The following is an 18,238-nucleotide window of genomic DNA, read 5'->3' as shown; positions in this document are numbered from 1 at the left end:
CCTCGGCGGGGCCCCATGACCCATGTTCCTTCCCCTGTCCGGTTGCTCCTGGTCGAAGACGATCCTCATACGGCCGCCTATGTTCGCGATGGCCTGGCGCGGGACGGGATCGGCGTGACGTGGGTCGCCAACGGTACCGACGGGCTGTCGGCGGCCCTGGGCCGGCACTGGGACGTCATCGTGCTGGACCGGATGCTGCCGGGCCTGGATGGCATGGCGATTCTGAAGCGCGTGCGCGAGGTCGGAATTCGCATCCCCGTCCTGTTCCTGACCACGATGGACGGGGTCAACAGCCGCGTCGGCGGCCTGCGGGGCGGGGCGGACGATTACCTGGTCAAGCCGTTCGCGGTGCGCGAACTGGCGGCCCGGGTTGCGGTCCTGCTGCGCCGGATGGGCCTGGCGCGGGACGCCACCGTCCTGCGGGCGGCGGGCATCACGCTGGACCTGCTGACGCGCGAGGTCACGCGTCATGGGGAAAAGCTGTTCCTGCAGCCGCAGGAGGTCAGGATCCTGGAATATTTCATGCGCAATCCAGGGACGATCCTGTCGCGGCGGATGCTGCTGCACGCCTGGAACGTGGATTTTCCGGTGCACACGAATCTCGTCGAAACCCATCTCAGCCGCCTGCGCGACAAGCTGGGGCCGGATGGGCGGCAGGTGATCCAGACCATTCGTGGCGCCGGCTACGTCATGGGCGGCGTGGCGGGCGCGGAATCGTGATGATGTCCCCGGCCGGCAGGGGCCGGTTCCGCACCTTGCGGCGGCTCACGTCCAGCCTGTCCTTCCGGATCGTCATCCTGTTCGCGGGGTTCCTGATGCTGTCGGGCATCCTGGTGATCCTGCTGTCGGGATGGCGGAGCCAGCGTTCGCTGGAAGGCCAGATCCGCCGTGCCGCCACGACGGAACAGGCGGAAGCCCTGTCGGCGGCCGGCACGCGGGACCTGGAGCATCTTCTGCCGGTCGTGCGGGACCTGGTGCGCCATGAACCGGATTTCTTCTATCTGCTGCAGGATGGTTCGGGCCACGTCATGGCGGGCAACATGCTGAATCTGCGCCCCGTGCCCGGCAGTCGCTGGCTGTCGCGGGCGCATCGGCGGCCCTTCGGCGAGGCGAACGGCCTGGTGTACGGCCAGGGCCTGGTCCTGGTCGATGGCGGTTATTTCTTCGTGGGGATCGATGCATCGCCCCTGCGCCGGCTGCGGCATGAATTCCGGATCGTCGTGGGCTGGAGTCTCGTGGGGTTCGCCGTGCTGGGCGTGGGGGGCGGCCTGATCCTCAGCGCCATCATCCTGGGCCGGATCGAGACGATCGGCGCGATCGCGCGGCGGATCATGAACGGCGATCTCTCGCAGCGGATTCCCCATCAGGGGGCGAATGACGAATTCGATGACCTGGCCCACGCCCTCAACGCGATGCTGGAGCGCAACGAACGGCTGATCGCCAGCCTGCAGCAGGTCTCGAACGACATCGCGCACGACATGCGCCGCCCGCTCTCGCGCCTGCGACAGCGGCTGGAAGCGGCATCGGTCGCCGACCACACGCCCGATGCGTTCCGCGCCACCATCGAGGACGCGGTCGAGGACCTGGATTCGGCGCTGGAAATCTTCTCGTCGCTGCTGCGGCTGTCGCAGATCGAGGCCGCGATTTCGACCGGCACCGTCATGCCCGTCGCCGTGGGCGGTCTGGTCAGGGAGGTCGTGGACCTTTTTCGTCCGGTGGCCGAGGACCGGGGACAGGCCCTGGCCGTCCGCTCCCTCGATTCCGGTCCGGTTTCCGGGACCGTCATGGGCGATCCGGTCCTGCTGATGCAGATGCTGTCGAACCTGGTGGAAAACGCGATCAACCACACGCCGCATGGCAGCCACATCACCGTCGGGGCCACGCTGTCGGGCGACCGGATCATGCTGGTGGTGGCCGATGACGGGGCCGGCATTCCGCCCGACAGCCGCGAACGGGTCTTCCACCGTTTCGTCCGGCTGGACGACAGCCGGTCGGTGCCCGGCAGCGGGCTGGGCCTCAGCCTGGTGCGGGCGATCGTGCGGCTGCATGGCGGCACGATCGCCCTGTCGGACAACCGGCCCGGTTTGCGTTGCACCGTCATCCTGCCGCATATCGCCTCGATTGACCCAACCGACGGGCCGACTCGCCTGGGGGACAGATAGTGACCGATACTGCCGAGATCCTGGCTTCTCCCGCGCCCGCCGTTGCCGATGGGGGGCGGCCCCTGGCGGTCGTGACCGGCGGGACGGGCGGGATCGGGCGGCGGGTGGTGGAATTGCTGGCCGGGGCCGGTTACCGGGTGACGGTCCTGTCGCGCCAGGGTGCGATGGCCGGCGCGATGGCCGGCGCGGGGTTCGCGGACGACATGCCCGTTACGCTGCGGGCCTGCGATCTGGGACGGGCCGAATCGATCGCGGCGGCATCCTCGGCCATCCTGGCGCAGGATGGGCCGGTCAGCCTGCTGGTCCATTGCGCCGGGGTGATCCATCCCGGGGACAGCGCCGCGCAGGGCGCGGACGAACTGGCCGCGCAGGTCGCGGTCAACCTGACGGGGCCGATCGACCTGACGGCGCGCCTGCTGGGGCGGATGCAGCGCGGCGGGCATGTCGTCTTCGTCAATTCCATGGCCGGCGCGCTGCCGCTGGCGGGCTGCGGGGCCTATACGGCCGCGAAATTCGGCCTGCGTGGCTATGCGATGTGTCTGGCGCGGGAGGTCCGGAAACAGGGAATCCGTGTCTCGTCCGTCTTTCCCGCTGCCGTGGATACGCCGATGCTGCGCCGGGAAATGGCCGAGGGAGGATCGGTCCTGAATTTCGTCAGCGCCCCGGCCGACCCGGACCACGTCGCACGCCGCATCGTGCGGATCTGCCGCCATCCCCGGCGGGAAACCTTCCTGCCGGCCATGGACGGGCTGTTCGCCAATCTCTGCCTGCTGCTGCCCCGGCTGCTGGACCTGGCCCTGCCGGTCCTGACCCTGGCCGGCCGGCTGGGCTACCGGCGTTTCGTCCGGCGCGGCGGCGGCAGGTAGGCGCGGGCGGCGAATTCCGCTTTCCCACGGGCAATTTGTTCACTATATGTTCTTCTCTTGGAGGGGAGAATGACCGGAACGGAGCGCACTGACCTGCTGGCCCGCCTGCGTGCGCAGATCGCGCGGATCGAGCACGGCCGGGGGGAGGGTGCATCCCTGTCGGCGTTCTGGCCCCTGGGGGTGCCGCAGGTCGACCGGCATCTGGGGGGCGGCCTGCCGCGCGGCACGGTGCACGAGGTGACGGGACGTGGCGGCGATACTGCCCTGGCGGCGCTGCCGGCGCGGTTCGTGGCGCATATTCTGGGGCTGGCGCCGGGGCCCGTGGCCTGGATCGGGGGCGGGTTCGACCTGTATGGGCCCGGCCTGGTCCGGGCGGGTGTCGATCCCGGCCGCCTGCTGTGCATCGCGGCCGAGGCCGGGGATCGCCTGGCGGTGTGCGAGGACGCGCTCCACAGCCGGGGCGTCGTCGCGGTGGTGGCGGAACTGGACGGGGCATTGTCGCTGACGGCATCGCGGCGGCTGCAACTGGCGGCGGAAGCCGCCGGCGTGACGGGATTCCTGATCCGGCGATCCAGCCGGCCGGACGATCCCGCCCTGCTGCAGCCGACGGCCTGCGCGACCCGCTGGCGCATCGGCCCCCTGCCGTCGGGCGCCGTGCTGGCGGCGTATCCCACGGTGCCGGGCGTGGGCGTCGCGCACTGGTCGGTGGACCTGCTGCGCCATCGGGGCGGCCGCCCCGCATCATGGATCATGGAGGTCGGGGATGCGCCGCATCGTCTCGCTCTGGCTGCCGTTCCTGCCGGTCGAACGGCTGCGGCGGCAACACGGGGTGCCGCCGGACCAGCCGCTGGTCACGCGGTCGCATGACGGGCGGCGACAGGTGATCGCGGCGGCCGACGCGGCGGCACGCGCCCGGGGCGTAACGCCCGGCCAGCCCCTGGCCCAGGCCCAGGCGCTGGTTCCCGGCCTGCTGGTCATGCCGGCGGCCCCCGAACAGGACGCGGCCGCCCTGGCGGGGCTGGTCCGGTGGTGTCTGTGGATGGCGCCGCTGACCGCGCCGGACGGGGCGGATGGGATCTGGATCGACGCGACGGGCTGTGCCCATCTGCATGGCGGCGAATCCGCGATGCTGGCCCGGCTGCTGGACGGCCTGGGGCGGCGCGGCCTGTCCGGCCGGGCCGCGATCGCCGATACGCCGGGGGCGGCGCACGCGCTGGCCCGGCATGGAAGGGCGCGGCTGGCCGTCGTGCCGCCGGGTGGCCATCAGGCGGCGCTGGACCCCCTGCCGGTCGAGGCCCTGCGGATCGCGCCGCGTACCGCCGACATGCTGCATCGGCTGGGGTTGGGCCGCATCGGTGCGCTGCGCGCGGCCCCGCGCGCGCCGCTGGCCCGCCGTTTCGGCCCCCGGTTGCTGGCGCGGCTGGACCAGGCATCGGGCCAAGTGGCGGAACCGATCCGCCCGGTCCTGGCGCCCGATGCCATGCAGGCCCGGCGCGGCTTCGTGGAGCCGCTCTCCACCCCCGAATCCTTTCGCGTCGTGATCGACGTGCTGCTGGCCGATCTCTGCGCCACCTTGCGGGGGCGGGGGATGGGCGCGCGGCGGCTGGACCTGATCTGCGAACGGGTGGACGGCACGGCCTGCGCGGTGCGCGTCGGCACGGCGCGGGCGGTTCACGATCCGGCGCATCTCGGCCGGCTGCTGGTGGAGCGGATCGGGGACGTGGACCCTGGATTCGGGGTCGAGGCGATGCATCTGCTGGTCTCCGCCGCCGAACGGATGATGCCGGCCCAAAGGGGCACGGGGGAATCCGGCGACGCCGAACGAGAGGAGGCGCTGTCGGCCCTGGCCGACCGGCTGGCCAACCGGCTGGGCCCCGGGCGGGTCTTTCGCCTGGATGCGGTGGCGACCCACATACCCGAACGCGGCCAGCGCCGCATGCCGGCGGCGGGTCGCCCTGCCGCCCCCTGGCATGTCCCCTGGCCGCGCCCGATCCGCCTGTTGGCCGCCCCCGAACCGGTCCGGGTGATCGCGCTGCTGCCCGACCATCCGCCGCGCGCCTTCACCTGGCGCGGCCGGACCCATGCCGTGGCGCGGACCGATGGGCCGGAGCGGGTTCGGGGGGAATGGTGGCACCGTGCCCAGGATGATCCGGTGCGCGACTACTGGATCGTCGAGGACGATGGCGGCCGCCGCTTCTGGCTGTTTCGGACTGCCGTGCCCTGCTGGTTTTTGCATGGATTATTTTAAGAGTTGTTCTTTTTTGAAAAAAAGAACCAAAAAACTTTTATTAATTTTATAGTTATGTGCCGGGATCGTCATGAATCTCATAACAGATAAAAGTCTTTTTGCTTATTTTTCTTCAGAAAAAGAAGAATCCTTGCCAAGTTATGCCGAACTGCAGGCCGTCACGAATTATTCCTTCCTGCGCGGCGCCAGCCACCCGGATGAACTGTTCGCCCGGGCGCGGGCACTGGGCCATGCGGCGCTGGGGATCGTCGATCATGACGGCGTCGCCGGCATCGTGCAGTCCTGGAAGGCGGCGGAAAAACACGGGGTGCGGCTGGTGGTCGGGTGCCGGCTGGTCCTGCGGGACGGGCCGCCTTTGCTGGCCTATCCGACCGACCGTGCTGCCTGGGGGCGCCTGTGCCGGCTGCTGACCGCATCGAAGCGCAAGGCCGCTGACGGCACGGCCCCGGGGCTGCGCCGCGCGGATCTGCACAGGGCGACCGACGGGCTGATCCTGATCCTGCTGCCGGACGATCCGGACGCGGCCCTGGCGCGGGACCTGGACTGGCTGCGCGCGCTGTGCGGCGACCGGGGCTATCTGGCGCTGACCCTGCGCCGCCGGCCAGGCGATGCCGTGCGGCTGCATCGCCTGGCAGAGATGGCGCGAGCGGCCGGCGTGGCCGATGTGGTGACGGGCGACGTGCTGTATCACGAACCGGCCCGGGCGATGCTGCAGGACGTCCTGACCTGCATCCGCACCGGCTGCACGATCGACGAACTGGGGCAGGGGCGCGAGGCTTATGCCGATCGGCACCTGAAATCCCCGGCCGAGATGGCGGTGCTGTATGCAGCACATCCCGCCGCCCTGGCGCGGACGCGGGAGATCGCGGCACGCTGCACCTTCTCGCCGGCCGACCTGCGCTACCAGTATCCCGAGGAAAGCGACGATCCGTCCGAGACCCCGCAGGACCGCCTGGAACGGCTGGCCCGCGCCGCCCTGCGCGACCGCTATCCCGCCGGGGCGCCTGATCCGGTGCGGCGGCAGGTGGAGTACGAACTCGGCCTGATCCGCGACCTGCATTATGCGCCCTATTTCCTGACGGTGCATACCATCGTCCGTCAGGCGCGGTCGCAGGGTATCCTGTGCCAGGGGCGGGGGTCGGCGGCGAATTCCGCCGTCTGTTTCGTGCTGGGCATCACGGAGATCGATCCGGCCTCGTCGAACCTGCTGTTCGAACGCTTCGTATCGGCCGAACGCCAGGAACCGCCCGATATCGACGTCGATTTCGAAAGCGAGCGGCGCGAGGAGGTCATTCAGTGGATCTATCGTCGCTATGGCCGGGACCGCGCCGCCCTGTGCGCCACCACCATGCGCTATCGCGCGCGCGGGGCGTTGCGCGACGTGGGCAAGGTGCTGGGCCTGCCGGCCGACGTCACGGGCCTGCTGTCCACCCATCTGGGCGCCCTGTCGTTCGACGAGGACGCGTTTCATGAACGGGCGCGGGAACTGGGGTTGAACCTGCGCAACCGGCGTCTGCTGCTGACGCTGCAACTGGCGGGGGAACTGATCGGCTTTCCCCGGCAGTTGGGCACCCATCCGGGCGGCTTCGTGCTGACCCGCGACCGGCTGGACGACCTGGTGCCGATCCAGCCGGCGGCGATGGACGACCGGCAGATCATCGTCTGGGACAAGGACGATATCGACACGCTGCGCTTCATGAAGGTCGACGTGCTGGGGCTGGGCATGCTGGGCTGCATGCGCCGCGCGTTCGACATGCTGGAAGACCATTACGGAAAACGGCTGACCCTGTCGGGCATCCCGCCAGGTGACGCGGACACCTACGCCATGATCAGCCGCGCCGACACGATCGGCACGTTCCAGATCGAAAGCCGCGCGCAGATGGCGATGCTGCCGCGCATGAAGCCCCGGGAATTCTATGATCTGGTGATCCAGGTCGCGATCGTCCGCCCCGGCCCGATCCAGGGCGACATGGTGCATCCCTACCTGCAACGGCGCGCCGACCGGTCGCTGGTGGACTATCCGTCGCCGGAACTGAGGGATATCCTGCACAAGACGCTGGGCGTCCCGCTTTTTCAGGAACAGGCGATGCAGATCGCCATCCGCTGCGCCGGCTTCACGCCGGGCGAGGCCGATGCGCTGCGCCGCGCCATGGGCACGTTTCGCGGCCATGGCACCGTCACCTATTTCCGCGACCGTCTGATCGACGGCATGATGGCACGGCATTATCCGCGCGATTTCGCCGAACGGATCTTTCGCCAGCTTGAAGGATTCGGATCGTACGGCTTTCCCGAAAGCCACGCGGCGTCCTTCGCGCTGATCGCCTATGCCTCGTCCTGGATGAAATGCCATTACCCGGACGTGTTCTGCGCCGCCCTGCTGAACAGCCAGCCAATGGGATTCTACCGCCCGGCCCAGATCGTGCGCGATGCGCGCAATCACGGCGTGACGGTCCACCCGGTCTGCGTGAATGCGTCGCGCTGGGACTGCACGCTGGAACGCGCACCAGGGCGAAGTACGGCCGTCCGGCTGGGGCTGCGGATGGTCAAGGGCCTGTCCAACACGGATGCGGCCCGCCTGGTGGCCAGCCGCATGCCCCCCTATGACGGGATCGAGGATGTCTGGCGCCGGTCCGGCCTGGGCCCCGACGCGCTGGAATGCCTGGCCCAGGCCGACGCCTTCCACGCGCTGGGGCGGGACCGCCGGGCGGCGCTGTGGGATATCAAGGGACTGGCGGAGTCTCCGCTGCCGCTGTTCGCGGCCGCCGACCGGGGGCTCAACCGGCCATTGCCCGAATGCGTCGAACCGTCCGTCCCGCTGACGGCGATGACCGAGGGGCAGGAGGTGGTCGAGGATTACCACGCCACCGGCCTGACCCTGCGCCGCCATCCGGTGGCGTTCCTGCGGGACGGGCTGCGCGATCGCGGCATGATCGCGTGCGCCGACCTGCGCGCCCTGCGTGACGGGCGGCGGGTGGTGGTGCCCGGACTGGTCCTGATGCGGCAGCGGCCGGGCACGGCGCAGGGCGTGCTGTTCATGACGATCGAGGATGAAACCGGCATGGCCAACCTGGTCCTGTGGAAGGACCGGATTGCCGCCCAGCGGCGGATCGTCCTGTCGGCCAGCCTGCTGGCCTGCCACGGCCGCCTGCAGCGCGAGGGCGAGGTCATCCACGTCATCACCGAGCACCTGGAAGACCTGACCCCCCTGCTGTCGGAAATCGGCCGCGCGGACCTGCGGGCGGGAATGGTACCGGTTATTCCCGCCCGGGATTTCCGTTAGGATTCTTCTCAGCGCCCCTCCCATCGCGGGGGCGTGCCGGTTCCGAACGCCGCGACCCCGCGATGGAAGTCGGCGCTGCCGTAGCAGCGGCTGATGAGGTCGGAGATATCCGGCGCCGCGCCGCCTTCCAGCCGGCGTACCGTTTCCCGTGTGACGTCGATGGTGATGGGGGCATGGTCGCAAATCCGGCGGCAGATCCTGCTGACGGCACCGTCCAGTTCCCCGGGCGCGGTGACGGCACACAGATAGCCCGTCGGCGCCAGGTCCTCGGCGGTCGGCATTTCGGCCAGCAGCAGCATCCGCTTGACCCAGGCCACGCCCAGCCCCCGTTCCAGCCGCGCGACATTCGCCGCCGACAGGCAGTTGCCCAACGTGCGCGCGATGGGCACCCCGAACCGGGCCCCCGCCGCCGCGATGCGGAAATCGCAGGCATTGGCGATCGCCAGTCCACCGCCCACGGCATAGCCCTCGACGACCGCCAGGGTGGGCACGCCGATCCGATCCAATGCCGTGATGCAGGAATCGATCTTCCGTTCGTACGCCACGCCGTCCTCGCCCGTGCGGAAGGCGTGGAACTGCGCGATGTCGGTGCCGGCCACGAAGGCCTTGCCCCCCGCGCCGCGCAGGACAGCGATCCGGACCGAGGGCGTATCGCCGATCCGCGCGATCGCGTCCGCCAGATCGGCATACATCGCCCACGTCATCGCATTGCGCGCCGCCGGCCGGTCGAAGGTGATGTGGGCCACGTCCTGGTCGATCGCCAGCCGAACCCGGCCGGCGGCGGCGCGCTCGTCTGTCGCGCCGTGACCGGCGTGCCCGTCTCTCGCGCCGGTCACGGCGCGAAGGCCCCCTCGGCCGCCAGGGTCGCGATGGCGTCATCCGACAGGCCGCGTTCGGCCAGGACCTCGTGCGTGTGCTGGCCCAGCAGCGGCGGGGGGCGGCGCACGGCCTGCGGCGTGCCGCGCAGCTTCACGGGAAAGCCGATATTGGGGATCGTGCCTTCGACCGGATGGGGAATGTCGATGCGCATCTCGCGGAACATGCCATGCTCGCTCTCGAACGCTTCGGGATAGGTATTCATGCGGCCGGCCGGAATGCCCCTGGCCAGCAGGGTCGCGACCCAGTCTTCGGCGGTGCGGGTCGCGAAACTCTTCTCCAGTTCCTCGATCAGCGCCACGCGATGGGCCAGCCGGTCGGAAATCGTGGCGAAGCGCGGATCGTCCAGAAGGTCCTTCCGGTCCAGTTCGGTGCAGAGCTGGACCCATAATTTCTGGTTCGTCGCCCCCATCACGAAATATCCGTCGGCGGCGCGGACAGCCTGGTACGGCGCGCTCATGCGGTTGGCGGTGCCCAGCGGTTCGGGGATCGTGCCCTTGCCCCAGTATTCCGAGATATCCCATATCGAGAAGGCCAGCGCCGAATCGAACAGCGACGCATCGATGAACTGGCCGCGCCCCGTCTTCTCGCACCCGATATAGGCGGCCAGGATCGCATAGGTCGCGAACAGCGCGCAGCCGATATCGGCCACCGGCACGCCGGCCTTCACCGGCGGCCCGCCGGGATGGCCGGTCACGCTCATCACCCCCGACATCGCCTGCGCCATCAGGTCGAAACCCGGGCGCTGGGCCCAGGGGCCGGTCTGGCCGAAGCCCGAGATGCTGGCATAGACCAGGCGCGGATTGATCCGCGACAGGGTTTCGTAATCGATCCCCAGCTTGCGCATCACGCCCGGCCGGTAATTCTCGACGACGATATCGGCGGTTTTCACCATTTCCAGGAAAACGGCGCGGCCGGACTCGTTCTTCAGGTTCAGGGCCACGCTGCGCTTGTTCCTGTTCATGTTCAGGAATCCCATGCTGTCGTCGCCCTTCATGCGAAACCCCATGGCGCTGCGCGTCTGGTCGCCCGTCCCCGGCGGTTCGATCTTGACGACGTCGGCCCCCAGGTCGCCCAGCAGCATGGTGCAGACCGGTCCGGCCATGACCTGGGTCACGTCCAGGACACGGATGCCCGCCAGCGGCAGCGGACGGCCCGCGCCGGGCGCGGCCTGCGCGGTGTCGTCATCATGGGGGGACGGGGCGTCAGCCTGGAGCATACTGTCCATCGTGGGGAATCTCCCTGTTCCTTCCCGTCTTCGTGAGTGGACGGGTGTTGGTATTTTGCATTCATAATACCATTCGACGGGGCATCACAAGCATCCACAGGGGGGCGCGACGACCGTACTCCGTTCTGTGACCGGCCGGGGGGGGCCGGTCCGGGGGATGCAATGCCACCGTCATGCTGCCGATCTGCCCAGCGACGGCAGGTTCAAGAAAAAGAACAAGAATGGGGCCGACCATGTCCATGGGCACGAATGCGACGCTTGTCGCGTATCTCCGTCGTACCGTCACGACCGTTCCGGGCCGGATCTTCGGGCTGATCTGCGCGATGTATTTCATTACCTATGTCGACCGGGTGAATATCTCGACCCTGGCGCCGATGATGGCGCGGGACCTGCATCTGTCGAACATCCAGCTGGGGCTGGCCCTGTCGGCCTTCGGCTATCCCTATGCGCTGCTCCAGATCCTGGGGGGCTGCGTCGCCGACCGGCTGGGCGCGCGCCGGACCCTGGTCGTGTGCGGCGTCATCTGGGGCGTGGCGACGGTCGCCACCGGCCTGGTCGGGGGATTGTTCTCGCTGCTGGCGATCCGCCTGCTGCTGGGTATCGGCGAGGGCGCGACCTTTCCCGCCGCCACGCGCGCCGTCACCGCCTGGGTGCCGTCGGCCCATCGCGGCTATGCCCAGGGGATGATGCATTCCTCGTCGCGGCTGGCGAACGCCATCACGCCGCCGCTGACGGTGATGATCGCGCTATGGCTGGGCTGGCGCGGCGCGTTCATGGCACTGGGCTGCGTCAGTCTGGCCTGGACCGTGGCCTGGGCGCTGGCGTTCCGCGACCGGCCGGCCGAGCACCCCGCCATCACCCCGGCCGACCTGGCCGACCTGCCGGTGATCGACCAGGGGAGCGGGGCGGGGCTGCGCGACCTGCCGTGGGGCGAACTGGTCCGCGGGATGATGCCGGCGACCCTGATCTATTTCTGCTACAACTGGACATTGTGGCTGTACATCACGTGGCTTCCCAGTTTCTTCGTGCAGGCGTACGGGCTGGACCTGGAACATACGGCGCTGTTCTCGTTCGGCGTGTTCGCCGCGGGCGTGGCCGGCGATACGTGCGGCGGCCTGTTCACCGATTATCTGTATCGCCGCCACGGCAACCTGCCGCAGGCGCGGCGCCAGGTCATCATCACCAGCATGATCGGTTCGATGATCTGCCTGATGCCGGCCCTGTTCGTGCATGACCTGGCGGTCGTCGGCCTGGCGCTGGCGTCCGCCTTCTTCTTCCTGGAACTGACGGTCGGGCCGATCTGGGCGATCCCGATGGACATGGCGCCCCGTTATGCCGGCACCAGCAGCGGCATCATGAATACCGGCTCGGCCGTGGCCGGCATCCTGTCGCCCTTCGCCTTCGGCCTGATCATCCAGGTGTCGCACAGCTACAGCCTGCCGTTCTATGGCCCGGTGGTCCTGTTGCTGGCCGGGGCCGGGCTGGCCTTCCATTTCCTGCCGTCCGGCGCGCGGGCGGACGGGCCGGGGGCGCCCACGCTGCCGATTCACACTGTCCGCAACGCGCATGGACGCTAACATGCGGCCCGCCGCAAGGGCCTGCCGCCTACCCACCCCGAGAGTATATTCGTCATGACGTCGCCGACCCGTATCCCGCGCCTGAACCTGCACGATACGGTCACGACCGCATTGCGCGGCATGATCCTGGATGGCGTGCTGGTGCCGGGTGAAAAAATCGCCGAACGCGGCCTGTGCGACCGGTTCGGCATTTCCCGCACGCCGCTACGCGAGGCGCTGAAGGTGCTGGCGGCCGAGGGGCTGGTCGAATTGCTGCCGCGCCGCGGCGCCATCGTCGCCCAGATCACGGAATCCGATATCCGCGATCTCTTCCCCATCATGGGCGCGTTGGAAGGGCTGGCCGGCACGTTGGCCTGCGCGCGGGTGACGCCGCGCGACATCCAGCATCTGCGTACCCTGCATGAACAGATGATCGACAGTTACGAACGGCGTGACGAACATCGCTACCTGCGCCAGAACCGGCGCATCCATGAAGCGATTTTCGCCATGGCCGCCAATCCCGCACTGTCGGAACTCTATCAGCAGGTTCTGACCCGCATTCATTCCTGCCGCTTCATCCTGAAGAAATGCGACAGCGACTGGGCGGTGGCGGTGGCGGAGCATGCCGCGATCATGGATGCGCTGGCACGGCGCGACGGGGCGCTGCTGTCGCGCCTGATGCAGGATCACATCACGGGGACCAGCGCGCGGATCGCGCTGGCCGCGCTGGGCGGGGATGAAAAACAGGATGCTGTATGATTTCGATGGCCGCGCGCCCGACCTGTCGCCCGAAGCGGGCTACGTGGCGCCGAACGCGACTCTGATCGGCGCCGTTACGGTGGCGGCCGCCGCCAGCATCTGGTTCGGCGCCGTGCTGCGCGGCGATGGCGAGGCGATCGTCGTGGGACCGGGCAGCAACGTGCAGGACAATTCCGTCCTGCATACCGACCCGGGTTTCCCGCTGCTGATCGGCACGGATGTGACGGTGGGTCACATGGTCGTCCTGCATGGCTGCCGGATCGGCGACGGGTCGCTGATCGGCATGGGATCGGTCATCATGAACGGGGCGCGGATCGGGCGGGACTGCCTGGTGGCCGCGGGCACGCTGATCCCTGAGGGCAAGGACTTTCCCGACGGATCGGTCATTCGCGGCCAGCCTGGCCGGATCGTGGGCACGATCACGCCCGAGCATGCCGAGATGATGAAGCGGGCCAGCCTGTCCTATCGCGTACGCGCGCGGACCTATCGCACCGGCCTGCGTGCGGCGGGCCAGGCAGGGTGACGGGCGTCAGCCGGTCCCTTCGTCCATAAGGACGCGCATCCGTCCGTTCTCGCTCCGGATACGCAGCCGGGCGTACCGCAGCAGATAGGCAACGCCCACCAGCGCCGCGCCCAGGCCGCCGGCGGCCCCCACGCCCAGCGCCCAACGCGGGCCGAACCGGTCGGCCACCCAGCCGACGATCGGGGCGCCGATGGGCGTGCTGCCCAGGGCGATGGCCAGCTGGATCGCGATCACGCGCCCGCGCATGTGCGGCGCGGTCGATAACTGGACCAGCGCGTTGGTCGATGTGGTGAAGGTCTGCGCCGCCAGCCCGACCAGGATCAGGACCAGCCCGAACGGGATGGGGCCGGGCATGATCGCGGCCAGCGCGCACGCGGTGCCGAACAGCGCGGCGCCCCCCAGCAGCAATGTCACCTGCGGCTTCGCCCGTCGCGCGGCCAGCAGCGCGCCGGTGACCGACCCCAGCGCCATGGCCGACGACAGCGTGCCGTACTGCCCCGCTCCGCCATGAAAGACGCTGACCGACATGGTGGAGATGAAGATGGGGAAATTCAGCCCGAACGTGCCGATCAGGAACAGCATCAGCAGCACCGCCCGCAGGTCGGGCCGCCCGTGGACATAGCGAAATCCATCGGTCAGCCCGCCCGGTTTCCCCGTCCCCCGGTCGCGGCGGTGCAGCGCGCCCACCCGCAGCGCCGCCAGCGCGCCCAGTACGGCGACGAACGACGCGGCATTGATCAGGAAGACCCAGCCCGAGCCCACCAGGGCGATCAGCACCCCGGCCATCGCCGGCCCGATCATCCGCGCGGCGTTGAACGAAGTGGAATTCAGCGCCACGGCATTGGCCAGGTCGGCCTCGCCGACCAGTTCGGCGACGAAGGTCTGGCGCGCCGGAGAATCGAACGCGGTGACGCAGCCCAGCGCCAGGGCGAAGCCATAGACCTGCCACAGCCGCACCAGCCCGCATATGGTCAGGCCGCCCAGGACCAGGGCCAGCACCCCCATCGCCGCCTGGGTCGCGATCAGCAGCCGGCGGCGGTCCAGGCGATCGGCCGCATAGCCGCTGAGCGGCAGCAGCAGCGCCAGCGGCCCGAACTGAAGCGCCATGACGATCCCGACCGCCGTCGCGTTGTGGTGGGTCAGTTCGGTCAGGACCAGCCAGTCCTGCGCGGTCCGCTGCATCCAGGTGCCCACGTTGGACACCAGCGCGCCGGCGGCCCAGACCCGGTAATTGTAAATGCTGAGTGATCGGAACAGGGCAGGCATCAGGTCCTCCGCACGCCCCCGATCACCGGGCGCGGGTCCGGTCATGGACGCGGGACCGCTGTCCCATGGATGTCCGCCGGGACGTCAGACCGGGGGCACGACCCGGCGGCGATGACCGGCATGCCATCATAACACATTGAATTGTCGGAAAGAATGGTGCCGACACTCGGAATTGAACCGAGGACCTACTGATTACGAATCAGTTGCTCTACCCCTGAGCTATGTCGGCATGCCTGCGGAGGCCTATATCCGACCCGCGTCATGGCTGCAATATGCTGAATGACTATCTCTGGCCCGAATTTGATTTATATTGCCTGCCAATGAGCGAGACGATCTCTGGCCGGACCTCACGCATGATCCGTCGGGCCCGCTGGCCGCGTCGGGCGGCGGACCTGCGCCATGTCCGCACGATCAGCGGGCTGGTCGAATGTCGTGGGTGCGGCCTTTTCCAGTGCATGCCAAGCCTGCAGGCCGGGCAACTGGCCGAGTGCGCGCGGTGCGGGCAGACGCTGGAATGGCGGCGGCGTACGTCGCCCCTGCAGACCCCGCTGGCCTTCTGCATCAGTTCCTGCGCCCTGTACCTGGCGGCGCTGCTGTCCTCGCTGATGACCCTGAACGTCTATGGGCGCGAGCGCACGGTCAGCCTGGTCACCGGGCCGATGGAACTGCTGCACGAGGGATGGGGCGAGGCCGGGGTGCTGGTCGGGCTGGTGACGATCGCGGCGCCGGCCGTGGTCATCGGGATGATGTTCGCCATCCTGTATGCCGCCAGCCGCCGGCAGATGCCCGACTGGGCGCCGCACCTGCTGATCTGGTACGAAAAGCTGCGGCCCTGGTCGATGATCGAGGTCTATGTCCTGGGCATCTTCGTCGCCTATACCAAGCTGACCGACCTGGCCCATGTCGATGTCGGACCGGCCGTCTACCTGATCTCCGCCCTGATGCTGACCATGGCGGCCAGCGATTCGACCCTGGATACCGAACGGATCTGGCGGCACCGGCGCGTCGATTCCGTCACGCGGATGGAGAACGGACGGCGGGTCGAGGTCGATCATTGCCGCATCGAAGACATTCCCATGCCGCCCGCCGATCACCTGGTGGCCTGTCCGGCCTGCGGGCTGGTGGGGGAACTCAGCCTGCCGGTCAGCAACCTGTGCTGCGTCGGCGTGTGCCCGCGCTGCGACCATCGGGTCTGGCGCCGGTCGCCCGAAACACTGGCGCGGACGACGGCCTTCCTGATCTCGGCCATCACCTTCTATTTCCCGGCCAATCTCTACCCGGTCATGACCTTCTTCAAGATTGGCGGCGGGGGTGGCCATACCATCATCGAGGGCGCGATCGAACTGTGGCAGGACGGCATGATCCCGCTGTCGCTGCTGGTGTTCTTCGCCAGCATCGTGGTGCCGATGCTCAAGATTATCAGCCTGAGCTGGATGGTGGGGTGTACCTGGCGCGGCACGTCCTTCGCCCTGGTCCAGCGTACCCGTCTGTTTCGTATCGTCGATATCATCGGCCGCTGGTCAATGATTGACGTATTCATGGTATCGATCCTGGTGGCGGTGGTCCGGTTCAATTCCCTGGCCAACGTCACCGCGAATGCCGGAATGGTGTCCTTCGCCGCCGTGGTCGTCCTGACCCTGTTCGCGGCCTGGAGCTTCGACCCCAGGGTCATGTGGGATGCCGCCGGATTGAATGGACCGTCCCCCGACGACGTGGGACCGGCCGCCGTCAGCGCGGCCCGTCCGCGGCATGCGGCGGGACCTGACAGCATGGAGCCAAGGCAGGCGTGACAGACGACCCCCAAGATTGTCCCGGTGGCCGGTCTTCCGCCCCGCCCGAGGCTTCGGCACGGAAATACCGCTTTTCGATCGTCTGGCTGGTGCCCATCGTGGCGCTGGGCATCGCCGGCTATCTGGGCTGGCGCGGCTTCATGGGCCGCGGGCCGGAAATCACCATCACCTTCGATACCGCCGACGGACTGACCAGCGGCCAGACCCAGGTCAAGAACAAGGCGGTGCCGCTGGGCACGGTCCAGGACGTGGCGCTGACCCCCGACATGCGCCATGTCGAGGTGCGCGTGCGCATGAGCGCCAAGTCCGACCCCATGCTGACCGACCACGCCCGGTTCTGGGTGGTGCGGCCGCGCCTGAACGGCGCCAGCGTCACGGGGCTGGAGACGCTGATGACCGGCGCCTATATCGCGATGGACCCGGGAACGCCCGGCGGCAAGGCCACGACGCGGTTCAACGGGCTGGAATCCCCGCCGGGCCTGAGGTCCGACCAGCCGGGCAACACTTACACGCTCATCAGCCCGTCCCTGGGCTCGATCGGGCAGGGCGCGCCGGTCTTCTTCCGCGATATCGATGTGGGCGAGGTGCTGGGATACACCATGCCGCCGGGCGGCGTGGGACCGATCCTGATCCAGGTCTTCATCCGCGCGCCCTATGACAGCTACCTGCGGACCGATACGCGCTTCTGGAACGTGTCGGGCGTGCAGGTCGGCTTCGGGGCCGGCGGCCTGAAGGTCAAGCTGCAATCGATCCAGGCCCTGTTCTCGGGCGGCGTCGCGTTCGGCCTGGCGCCGCAGCGGGTCGACCAGCCGGTGCCCTCGGCGCCCCGGAATTCGGTCTTCCGTCTCTATGAAAGCCAGGAAGCGGCGGACAATGCCGGCTATCGCGAACGGCTGTCCCTGGCGACCTACCTGACCAATTCGGTGTCCGGCCTGGCGGTCGGGGCGCAGGTCACGATGTTCGGCATCCAGGTCGGCACCGTGACCAGCGTGAAGCTGGACCTGGACCAGAAGGCCGGGACGGCCCGGGTGCGGGTGGGCATGGAAATCCAGCCCGAACGGATTCTGCCGACCGACCAGATCCATCACGACACGATGGCCGCCACCGTGCAGGCGCTGGTCGATAACGGGCTGCGGGCCTCGGTCGATACGGCCAGCCTGCTGACCGGCGAATCGGTGATCGGCCTGAATTTCGTCAAGAACGCGACCCCGGCCATGGTGCAGGCCGAGGGCACGACCCTGATCATCCCCAACAAGGCGGGCGGGATCAGCGGCATCATGGATTCGCTGTCCACTGTCGCGGACAAGATCGCCGCGATGCCGCTGACCCAGGTCGGCGTGAACCTGAACAACCTGCTGGCGCATTCCGACGCACGGATCAACAGCCCCGAGGTGCGCCAGGCGATCGTGGCGCTGCGCGATTCGCTGCACAGCATCCAGGGCCTGGCCGGCGATGCGCGCAGCGGAATGCATCCGCTGTTCCAGCGCCTGCCGCAGATGAGCAAGCAGTTGGACGGCACGCTGAAGAACGCGAACGTGCTGATGGCCAGCTATGGCGGCGACACGGACTTCCATCGGGACCTGCAGCAGATGGTGGTGCAGTTGAACGAGGCGGCGCGGTCGCTGCGCTTCCTGACCGATTTCCTCAATCGCCATCCTTCGGCGCTGATTACGGGACGCTAGTT

General features: G+C 68.6%; 14 protein-coding genes and 1 tRNA gene. 11 read left to right on the top strand and 4 right to left on the bottom strand.

What is annotated here, in order from left to right:
- The first annotated feature begins 15 nt into the window (after positions 1 to 15).
- The 6 genes from GDIA_RS06670 to GDIA_RS06645 all read left to right on the top strand — a co-directional run bounded on the left by GDIA_RS06670 (position 16) and on the right by GDIA_RS06645 (position 8,556).
- The gene (locus GDIA_RS06670) at positions 16 to 720 is read left to right on the top strand and encodes a response regulator transcription factor (protein ID WP_012553719.1); all 705 of its coding nucleotides are present in this window, start codon (positions 16 to 18) and stop codon (positions 718 to 720) included.
- A complete protein-coding gene (locus GDIA_RS06665; RefSeq protein ID WP_012553718.1) occupies positions 720 to 2,162 on the top strand; it encodes a sensor histidine kinase in 1,443 nt (480 codons plus the stop codon). The genes GDIA_RS06670 and GDIA_RS06665 overlap by 1 nt, the downstream gene beginning before the upstream one ends.
- A complete protein-coding gene (locus tag GDIA_RS06660) occupies positions 2,162 to 3,028 on the top strand; it encodes an SDR family NAD(P)-dependent oxidoreductase (protein ID WP_012223248.1) in 867 nt (288 codons plus the stop codon). Before GDIA_RS06665 ends, GDIA_RS06660 begins: the two co-directional genes overlap by 1 nt.
- A 69-nt stretch (positions 3,029 to 3,097) precedes the next feature.
- Positions 3,098 to 3,895: an ImuA family protein gene (locus GDIA_RS06655; protein ID WP_012553717.1), complete on the top strand. Its 798-nt coding sequence runs from the start codon at positions 3,098 to 3,100 to the stop codon at positions 3,893 to 3,895.
- Positions 3,792 to 5,276 carry a DUF6504 family protein gene (locus tag GDIA_RS06650; RefSeq protein WP_012223252.1) on the top strand — a complete coding sequence of 495 codons (1,485 nt, stop codon included), beginning with the start codon at positions 3,792 to 3,794 and terminating at the stop codon, positions 5,274 to 5,276. The genes GDIA_RS06655 and GDIA_RS06650 overlap by 104 nt, the downstream gene beginning before the upstream one ends.
- 70 nt (positions 5,277 to 5,346) lie before the next feature.
- Positions 5,347 to 8,556, top strand: coding sequence for an error-prone DNA polymerase (locus tag GDIA_RS06645; RefSeq protein WP_012223254.1), 3,210 nt, complete (start codon positions 5,347 to 5,349; stop codon positions 8,554 to 8,556).
- 8 nt (positions 8,557 to 8,564) lie between these two features.
- On the opposite strand, the gene GDIA_RS06640 is transcribed toward GDIA_RS06645, so the two are convergent.
- Together GDIA_RS06640 and GDIA_RS06635 are read right to left on the bottom strand one after the other, a co-directional pair.
- The gene (locus GDIA_RS06640) at positions 8,565 to 9,392 is read right to left on the bottom strand and encodes an enoyl-CoA hydratase (RefSeq protein WP_012223256.1); all 828 of its coding nucleotides are present in this window, start codon (positions 9,390 to 9,392) and stop codon (positions 8,565 to 8,567) included.
- Positions 9,389 to 10,660, bottom strand: a complete 1,272-nt coding sequence (locus GDIA_RS06635; protein ID WP_012553714.1) for a CaiB/BaiF CoA transferase family protein — start codon at positions 10,658 to 10,660, stop codon at positions 9,389 to 9,391. The genes GDIA_RS06640 and GDIA_RS06635 overlap by 4 nt, the downstream gene beginning before the upstream one ends.
- A 233-nt stretch (positions 10,661 to 10,893) precedes the next feature.
- Between GDIA_RS06635 and GDIA_RS06630 the strand changes: the two genes are divergently transcribed.
- From GDIA_RS06630 to GDIA_RS06620, 3 genes are read left to right on the top strand one after another with little or no spacing between them, the layout of a single operon-like run.
- The gene (locus tag GDIA_RS06630; protein WP_144880163.1) at positions 10,894 to 12,237 is read left to right on the top strand and encodes an MFS transporter; all 1,344 of its coding nucleotides are present in this window, start codon (positions 10,894 to 10,896) and stop codon (positions 12,235 to 12,237) included.
- 54 nt (positions 12,238 to 12,291) lie between these two features.
- A complete protein-coding gene (locus tag GDIA_RS06625; RefSeq protein ID WP_012223262.1) occupies positions 12,292 to 12,975 on the top strand; it encodes a GntR family transcriptional regulator in 684 nt (227 codons plus the stop codon).
- A complete protein-coding gene (locus tag GDIA_RS06620) occupies positions 12,965 to 13,498 on the top strand; it encodes a gamma carbonic anhydrase family protein (protein ID WP_012553712.1) in 534 nt (177 codons plus the stop codon). Before GDIA_RS06625 ends, GDIA_RS06620 begins: the two co-directional genes overlap by 11 nt.
- A gap of 6 nt (positions 13,499 to 13,504) precedes the next feature.
- Here GDIA_RS06620 and GDIA_RS06615 read toward each other — a convergent pair whose 3' ends face one another.
- Entirely contained in the window at positions 13,505 to 14,764 is a 1,260-nt protein-coding gene (locus tag GDIA_RS06615; protein WP_012223266.1) for an MFS transporter, read from the bottom strand.
- 154 nt (positions 14,765 to 14,918) lie between these two features.
- Positions 14,919 to 14,993 (bottom strand) — tRNA-Thr (locus tag GDIA_RS06610).
- Between the two features lie 124 nt (positions 14,994 to 15,117).
- Here GDIA_RS06610 and GDIA_RS06605 point away from each other — a divergent pair.
- Positions 15,118 to 16,554, top strand: a complete 1,437-nt coding sequence (locus GDIA_RS06605; protein WP_173363365.1) for a paraquat-inducible protein A — start codon at positions 15,118 to 15,120, stop codon at positions 16,552 to 16,554.
- Positions 16,551 to 18,236 (top strand): PqiB family protein, encoded by a 1,686-nt coding sequence (locus GDIA_RS06600; protein WP_012223268.1) that lies wholly within the window; start codon positions 16,551 to 16,553, stop codon positions 18,234 to 18,236. Before GDIA_RS06605 ends, GDIA_RS06600 begins: the two co-directional genes overlap by 4 nt.
- Positions 18,237 to 18,238: the final 2 nt, after the last annotated feature.

Source organism: Gluconacetobacter diazotrophicus PA1 5 (assembly GCF_000021325.1).
Classification (GTDB): Bacteria; Pseudomonadota; Alphaproteobacteria; order Acetobacterales; family Acetobacteraceae; genus Gluconacetobacter; species Gluconacetobacter diazotrophicus.
This window is presented reverse-complemented; position numbering and strand designations above follow the sequence as displayed.

Bases quoted from the DNA above. Each gene is read 5' to 3' on its own strand.
- GDIA_RS06670 (WP_012553719.1), top strand. From the start codon at position 16: ATGACCCATGTTCCTTCCCCTGTCCGGTTGCTCCTGGTCGAAGACGAT.
- GDIA_RS06665 (WP_012553718.1), top strand. From the start codon at position 720: ATGATGTCCCCGGCCGGCAGGGGCCGGTTCCGCACCTTGCGGCGGCTC.
- GDIA_RS06655 (WP_012553717.1), top strand. From the start codon at position 3,098: ATGACCGGAACGGAGCGCACTGACCTGCTGGCCCGCCTGCGTGCGCAG.
- GDIA_RS06650 (WP_012223252.1), top strand. From the start codon at position 3,792: ATGCGCCGCATCGTCTCGCTCTGGCTGCCGTTCCTGCCGGTCGAACGG.
- GDIA_RS06645 (WP_012223254.1), top strand. From the start codon at position 5,347: ATGAATCTCATAACAGATAAAAGTCTTTTTGCTTATTTTTCTTCAGAA.
- GDIA_RS06635 (WP_012553714.1), bottom strand. From the start codon at position 10,660: ATGGACAGTATGCTCCAGGCTGACGCCCCGTCCCCCCATGATGACGAC.
- GDIA_RS06630 (WP_144880163.1), top strand. From the start codon at position 10,894: ATGTCCATGGGCACGAATGCGACGCTTGTCGCGTATCTCCGTCGTACC.
- GDIA_RS06625 (WP_012223262.1), top strand. From the start codon at position 12,292: ATGACGTCGCCGACCCGTATCCCGCGCCTGAACCTGCACGATACGGTC.
- GDIA_RS06620 (WP_012553712.1), top strand. From the start codon at position 12,965: ATGCTGTATGATTTCGATGGCCGCGCGCCCGACCTGTCGCCCGAAGCG.
- GDIA_RS06615 (WP_012223266.1), bottom strand. From the start codon at position 14,764: ATGCCTGCCCTGTTCCGATCACTCAGCATTTACAATTACCGGGTCTGG.
- GDIA_RS06605 (WP_173363365.1), top strand. From the start codon at position 15,118: ATGATCCGTCGGGCCCGCTGGCCGCGTCGGGCGGCGGACCTGCGCCAT.